Genomic DNA, 7244 nt, shown 5'->3' on the forward strand with positions numbered 1-7244 from the left:
TGGCGAAATGCTGCCGGACGCCGGTCTCCCGGCGTCCGGGCCGCGACTCACACCGGCCGTTCGGTGTGCATTTTCACCTCTTTGAGTTCGAAGTCGAAAGCGTCGGTGAGCAGGCAGTCGTAGCGCAAGGCGTCGTATTCGAGCAACTCGTTCACTTTGTCGCCGGCGATCACACCCTTGGCCACGGCCACATGCAGCCGTTCCTCCAGGGTTTCCCCATCCAGTTCGCCCTTGCCGTCGGCCTTGAGGAAGGCCAGGTAGGCGGGTTCCACTTCCAGCAGTTTGCGATAGGTGTTTTCCACCCGGCCGATGGCGTCCTCCGGGTCCTCGCAGCGGTAGGTGAAGCTGGCCAGGGATTCCCGCACGCTGGTGGGCTCCATGATCTGATCGCCCACGGTGCGGATCAGATCGTCACCGGGACGCTGGGCGCCGGCCGGGCGGCCGAGCGGGAAGAACCAGCCTTTCAGCAGGCAGCCGACGCCGAACACGCCCAGATTGCGGTAGAACGCTTCCAGGGCCTCGTGGGCCTGGCTCAGGGCGTGGTGCAGGGCGTAGGTGGCATGGGCGTCGTTGGCTTCGTCCCGGGGCAGGGTGCCGTGGTACTTGAGCACGGCACAGGCGATCAGCAACTGGCTGTGGGCGTCGCCAAGCCGGGCACTGAGCAACTCACGCCGCTTGAGGTCACCGCCGAGCAGCGCGAACGCGGCATCGGAGGTGCTCGCCAGCACCGCGCTGTAACGGCTGATCAGACGGTACCAGGGCGTGCTGAAGCTGTCCGCGTTGGCGGGGATATCCGCCAGACGGCTGCCGGTCAGCGCATGGACCAGGCCCCGGCACATATTGCCGATGGTGTGGCCGGCGTGCTTGAGGAACAGCGTCTCGAAGGTCTCCAGGCCGCGCTCTTTGTCTTCGTCCTGCAGGGCGTTGAGCTCGTCGTAGAGGAACGGATGGCAACGCAACGCGCCCTGGCCGAAGATCATCAGCGAGCGGGTGAGGATGTTGGCGCCTTCCACGGTGATGGCGATGGGGATGGCCTGATAAGGCAGCGCCATGAAGTTGCGCGGCCCGGCCTGCACCGCGCGGCCGCTGGCGATGTCCATGCCTCGGTTAATCAGGCGGCGCATCATTTCGGTGGAATGGTACTTGGCCATGGCGGTGACCACCGAGATGGTGCCTTCCTCCAAGCCCCGGGTGACCAGATGGCGGTAGGCCTCCAGGGTGTAGGCGAGGCCGGCCACTTCGGCGGAGGCTTCCTGTACCCCCTCGAACTGCCCCACGGCGGTGTTGAACTGGCGGCGGATGCGGCCGAAGGCGCCGGCGGTCTGGTAGCCCATCTCAGCGCTGGCGGTGGCCAGGGCCGGCAGGGAGACGCCGCGCCCGGCGCCCAGACATTCGATCAGCATGCGCCAGCCTTTGCCGGCCATGTCCGGGCCGCCGATAATGGCGTCCAGGGGCACGAATACGTCGGTGCCGTTGATCGGCCCGTTCATGAACGGAGAGCCGCCGGGGTTGTGGCGCCGGCCGATTTCCACGCCGGGGGTGTCGGCGGGGAGCAGGGCGCAGGTGATGCCGAGTTCCTCTTCGTCGCCGAGCAGATGATCCGGGTCATACAGCTTGAAGGCGAGCCCCACCACGGTGGCGATGGGTGCCAGGGTGATCCAGCGCTTGGCGAAACTCAGGCGCATGCCCAGCACTTCCTCGCCATCCACTTCCTGGGTGCAAACCACACCGCGATCCGGCAGGTTGCTGGCGTCGGAGCCCACTTCCGGGCCGGTCAGGCCGAAGCAGGGGATTTCCTTGCCGGCGGCCAGATCCGGCAGCCAGCGTTGTTTCTGTTCGTCGGTGCCGTATTTGGCCAGCAGTTCGCCCGGGCCGAGGGAATTGGGCACCATGGCGGTGACGGCGGCGGTCAGTGAACGGGTGGCGATCTTGCTCATCACCCTGCTCTGGGCGTAGGGGCTGAAATCCTTGCCGCCATACTCCTTGGGGATGATCAGGCTGAAGAAGCCTTTGTCCTTGAGGAATTGCCAGACTTCCTCGGGCAGGTCGCGCAGCTCATGATAAATTCGCCATTCATTGAGCATGCCGCAGAGCTGTTCCACCTCGTTGTCGATGAAGGACTGCTCCTCCTCGCTGAGGGTGGTGAAGCGGGTCTTGGAAAAATCATCCCAATCCGGCTTGCCGCTGAACAGCTCGGCCTCGAACCAGGTGGCGCCGGCTTCGATGGCTTCGCGCTCGGTGTCGCCGATCGGCGGCATCACCTTGCCAAGGCTGTTGAACACCGGCTGTACGATCAGCTTGCGGCGCAGTCCCGGGTGGTTGAGCACCACCAGGGCCGCCGCCACCAGAATCAGTAGCAGAGGATTCAACAACCAGCCGGCGAACAGCACGCCAGACAGCAGATACGCCACCACGAAAGTGATGGAGCCGACGGTCAGCGACAGTTGTAAATAGAAAACGGTGATCAGAGTGGCGGCCAGAATCAGCAAGGCCAGCAGACTCAACATGGTCATCTCCTTTGCCAACGTGAATGGCACCGGTGGCATCCGGTGTTGTCCCGTCCGTGTGCGCTCCCCCGCGACGACACTTGGGGACGACTTGAGTCTACCTTTATACCTGTGTTTACGGGGGCTTTTAACCGTATTTGACGAGATGGCGCCGGACGCTAGACGACGGACGCTAAAGTCAAAACCCGGAGCTGCGGGCGTTGCGGAAATAAAAAAGCGCTTTGGTGCTTGCCAGGGGGTTGGGTCTGGTTTTGCATTACCGGCGTCCGGCGTCCGGCGTCCGGCGTCCCCGGATGTCGTTGGCGCGCGGAATTACGTACAATTGCCGCTCTCCCCGGTCCCGACACCCCCGACAGGAGCATTGCGGTGCAAGACAACGCCTCGATCATCGACGTTAACGAACAAAATATTCAGCAGGTGCTGGAAGCCAGTCGGCAGACGCCGGTTTTGGTGGATTTCTGGGCGCCCTGGTGCCAGCCCTGCCTGCAAATGGCACCGACCCTGGAAAAACTGGCCGCAGAGTATCAGGGTAAGCTGATCCTGGCCAAGGTCAATGCCGATGAGCAGCAGAACATCGCCGCGCAGTTCGGCGTACGCAGCCTGCCGTCCCTGAAACTGGTGTATCAGGGGCAACTGGTGGCCGAGTTGGAGGGGGCCCAGAGCGAAGGGGCGCTGCGCCAATGGCTGGCGCCGGTACTGGATCCGGAAGCCGCCGAGAAAGAGCAGGAAGAAGGGTTTCTTGAGCAGATACGCATGGCCATCGATGCCGGCCACGGCGATCAGGCGGAGCAGGCCCTGCGGCAGACACTGCAGCAACAGCCGGACAAACACGCCTTCCGTGCCCTGCTGGTGGAATTCCTGCTCGGCGAAGGCCGTCAGGACGAGGCGCAGTCGGTGTTGGCGGAAATCGCCGAGGACGTGGAGGAACTGCGCCCGTTCCGTGCCCGGTTCGCCCTGCTGGACAAGCTGCCGGCCGGCAACGAGAGCCTGAAGACGCTGGCCGAACGCATCCAGGCCGACGGCAAGCCGGAGGATCTGCATGCCTATGGGCTGCGCGCTGCCGCCGCCGGCCAGTTCCGTGAAGGGCTGGAAGCCTTGCTGACCTTGTTGCGGGATCATCGTGACTATGAGGAGGGAGTCGCCCGGGCAGCTTTGCTGCAGGTGTTCGACTGCCTGCCCAAGGGCGATCCGCTGGCCAGCGAATACCGTCGCAAGATGTTCACCTATCTGTATTGAGGGGAGGGCTCGCAGGCAGCGCCCGAATCGAGGTCCGTGACCACGGCTGCCCCACCGTGAAGCCGCTGTGGGAAGCGGCCTTGGCCGTGAATGGTCAATCCTCCCGGGCAAAACCGTTCGCTTGCCAGCAAGCTTCCCACAGCGGCGTCGTAGTGCCATCCGTGGGAAGCGGCCTTGGCCGTGAATGGTCAATCCTCCCGGGCAAAACCGTTCGCTTGCCAGCAAGCTTCCCACAGCGGCGCCGTAGAGCCATCCGTGGGAAGCGGCCTTGGCCGCGAATGCCCGCCCGTTGCACTGGTGCCGGGCAGGCAAGGGGGAAGACATCCATCCCGCCCCCATTCCGCACTGATTGATAACACCGAAAGTGCACAATATCGGTGCTAGCCGCTTTGCCTGGGCACCGATATTGTGCGAAACAATGGTGCTCATGCCCTGTAATGCCCGAATTTCGGGCGGTGTCTGCCTGGCTCGATTCTTGTATGCCCTTGTCCGGTGCAATTGGGGCGGGCTGCTTCCCGCTGGTGCAACCGGCCGCCCGGGCGGCCTTCGAGGACCAGGAATTCGATCTATGGGCATATCTCTGATTTCTTCGCGGCGGTGGCTGGGATGGATGGCGGTTTTGCTGCTGCCAGGCGTGGCTTCCGCCGACACCCTGAACCAGGCCGACACCGCCTGGATTCTGACCGCCACCGCACTGGTGTTGTTCATGACCCTGCCGGGGCTGAGCCTGTTCTATGGCGGTCTGGTGCGGGGCCGGAACGTGCTTTCGGTGCTGATGCAGTGTTTCGCCATCGCCTGTCTGGTGTCGCTGATCTGGCTGGTGGCCGGCTATTCCCTGGCGTTCACCGATGGCGGTGCCGCCAACGCCTGGATCGGTGGTCTGGATCTGGCTTTCTTCGCTGGCATGACCCGTGAGAGCCTGTCCGGATCGCTGCCGCTGAGTCTGCACGCGCTGTTTCAGATGACCTTCGCCATCATCACCCCGGCGCTGATCGTCGGTGCTTTCGCCGAGCGCATGCGCTTTGGCGCCATGCTGACGTTCAGCGGCCTCTGGGTGCTGTTGGTATATGTGCCGGTGTGCCACTGGGTGTGGGGCGGCGGCTGGCTGGCCGAATTGGGATTGTACGACTTCGCTGGCGGCACCGTGGTGCATATCACCGCCGGGGTGGCGGCGCTGGTGGCGGCGCTGGAACTGGGACGCCGTAAAGGCTGGCCCGGGCAGGCGATGATGCCGCATAACATGACCATGACGGTGACCGGCGCCGGCATGCTGTGGGTGGGCTGGTTCGGTTTCAACGGCGGTTCCGACGCCGCCATGGCCATGCTGGTGACCCATATTTCCGCCGCCGCCGGTTCACTGGCCTGGGTGACCATGGAATATCTCAAGTTTGGCAAACCTTCGGCGTTGGGGATCGCCACCGGCATGGTGGCCGGCCTCGGTACCATTACGCCGGCTTCCGGCTTCGTCGGCCCGGGCGCGGCGTTGGTGATCGGTCTGTGCGCCGGTGTGCTGTGTTTCTACATGGTGCTGGTGGTGAAACAGAAATGGCGCATCGATGATTCCCTGGACGTCTTCCCGGTGCACGGCGTCGGCGGCATCCTCGGCACGCTCCTGGCCGGGGTCTTCGCATCCACCGAACTGGGTGTGTTCTCCGGTTTCGGCTTCGCCAAGCCGGACTACGGCATGCTGCAGCAGGTGGGCGTACAGGCTCTGGGCGTGGTGGTGACCTTTGTCTACACCGCCGTGGTGACCTGGGGTGTTCTAAAGCTGGTGGGACTGTTCTCGCCGCTACGGGTGACGCCGGATGAAGAGACCCAGGGGCTGGATCTGGCGCTGCACGAGGAACGTGGCTATGACCTGTAAGGCGCTGGACGTTTGAGGCAAAGGGCCGGACGCCAGACGCTGGACGCCTGACGCTTTAGAACATCGGATCTTGGAACGTTGCGGATATAAATAGGCGTTTTAATCCTTGCCAGGGTGTTGGGTCTGGTTTTGCATTATCGGCGTCCGGCGTCCGGCGTCCGGCGTAACGACAATGCCATGCCGGGACCGTTATGCTCGAAGTATCGCAACGGGAGACCCCGGCATGGAAATCGATCCCTACGGCTGGCCCGCCGCCGGCACCCTGGACGTGCGCAAGCTTTCCACTCTCGCCAGTGAACCGCCTCCACCACTGGAGGAGAGCAAGGAACGATTGCACGAGCACCAGCGGCGGCTGTATGCCTGCCAGCGCTATGGGGTGTTACTGGTGGTGCAGGGGCTGGACGCGGCCGGCAAGGACAGCCTGATCCGTACTTTGGCGCGGGCCATGGACCCGGCGGCGTTTCGCGCCTATTCCTTCGGCCGGCCGCTGGGGAATGAACTCAACCATGACTTTCTCTGGCGGGTATGGCCGCGTTTGCCAGCGCGGGGGCAGGTGGTGGCGTTCAATCGCAGCCACTATGAAGCGGTTCTGGCCGAGCGGCTCTGGCCGGTGGTGGAGGTCCCGGAAGAACCGGACTGGCCGGGGCGTTATCAGGCCATCAACGATTTTGAGCATCATCTGTACCGCGAAGGCACCCGCATCATCAAGGTGTGGCTGAACACCTCGGCGGAAGAGCAGCGCAAGCGTCTGCTCAAGCGCCTCAATAAACCACGCAAGCGTTGGAAATTCGAGCCGGCGGACATTGACAACTGGTTGTCCCGCGACCTGTATCTGGAGCGGGTCAACGAAACGCTGATCGCCACTCATACGGGGCATGCTCCGTGGCATCTGATTCCCAATGATGACAAGGACGACGCCCGTGCCCGGGTGGCGTATTTATTGTCGGAGACCCTGGCGTATCTGGCACCGGATTACCCGCGCGAGAACATTGAATGCATCGACCGGTATCGGGCGTTGCTGGCCGGGCCGGAGGATTGACCTTTTTGGCCTTCATGGACCCGCGTACGGCTATTGCCACCCCCCGAGCCTTTCTATAAGGTACGGGAAAGTTTCGAACGCCCGTTTGAAAAGGAAAGGCGCGTCTCGAAGCCCTATCCCCAGAGCGAGGAGCACATAATGAGCGTTGAATTCCTGTCAGACGAATGGTTCGCGAAAGTGAAGGAAATCCGGGATGCGGCCGGTGACGTGTCCGCGCCGGCGGCCTTGGCCGATCTGGTCATCAACATCACGGTCAGCGGCGACGGCGGCGAAAAAGCCTTGTCACTGGTGGGCGGCATGCTCGAGGAAGGGCATCGGGACGAAGCGCCTACTACCCTGATTCTGCCGGCCGATCTGGCCAAGCGCATCTTCATCGAAGGCGACCAGTCCGCCGGCATGCAGGGCTTCATGAGCGGTCAGATCCGTATCGAAGGTGATATGAGCAAGCTGATGGCGCTGCAGTCCGCCCAGCCCACCGACGATCAGAAGCAACTGATGAAGCAGATTCAGGACATCACCGCCTGACACCGCCTTCTCAGCAAAACGCCCGGTGCCTTCGTGGCCCGGGCGTTTTTTTGTTGACGCCGGACGCCGGACG

General features: G+C 63.3%; 5 protein-coding genes. 4 read left to right on the top strand and 1 reads right to left on the bottom strand.

Annotation, left to right across the window (positions count from 1 at the left end; translation table 11 throughout):
• Nucleotides 1-47 precede the first annotated feature (47 nt).
• Nucleotides 48-2507, bottom strand: a complete 2460-nt coding sequence (locus A6D6_RS12320; RefSeq protein ID WP_201303777.1) for an acyl-CoA dehydrogenase — start codon at nucleotides 2505-2507, stop codon at nucleotides 48-50.
• Between the two features lie 366 nt (nucleotides 2508-2873).
• Between A6D6_RS12320 and A6D6_RS12325 the strand changes: the two genes are divergently transcribed.
• The 4 genes from A6D6_RS12325 (at nucleotide 2874) to A6D6_RS12340 (ending at nucleotide 7171) form a co-directional block, all read left to right on the top strand.
• A complete protein-coding gene (locus A6D6_RS12325) occupies nucleotides 2874-3743 on the top strand; it encodes a tetratricopeptide repeat protein (RefSeq protein ID WP_159660893.1) in 870 nt (289 codons plus the stop codon).
• A gap of 568 nt (nucleotides 3744-4311) precedes the next feature.
• The gene (locus A6D6_RS12330) at nucleotides 4312-5607 is read left to right on the top strand and encodes an ammonium transporter (protein WP_201303778.1); all 1296 of its coding nucleotides are present in this window, start codon (nucleotides 4312-4314) and stop codon (nucleotides 5605-5607) included.
• A gap of 223 nt (nucleotides 5608-5830) precedes the next feature.
• Nucleotides 5831-6646: a polyphosphate kinase 2 family protein gene (locus tag A6D6_RS12335; RefSeq protein WP_159660894.1), complete on the top strand. Its 816-nt coding sequence runs from the start codon at nucleotides 5831-5833 to the stop codon at nucleotides 6644-6646.
• A gap of 138 nt (nucleotides 6647-6784) precedes the next feature.
• Nucleotides 6785-7171 carry an SCP2 sterol-binding domain-containing protein gene (locus tag A6D6_RS12340; protein ID WP_133492539.1) on the top strand — a complete coding sequence of 129 codons (387 nt, stop codon included), beginning with the start codon at nucleotides 6785-6787 and terminating at the stop codon, nucleotides 7169-7171.
• Nucleotides 7172-7244 lie beyond the last annotated feature (73 nt).

It is taken from the genome of Alcanivorax xiamenensis (assembly GCF_009846745.1).
Classification (GTDB): Bacteria; Pseudomonadota; Gammaproteobacteria; order Pseudomonadales; family Alcanivoracaceae; genus Alloalcanivorax; species Alloalcanivorax xiamenensis.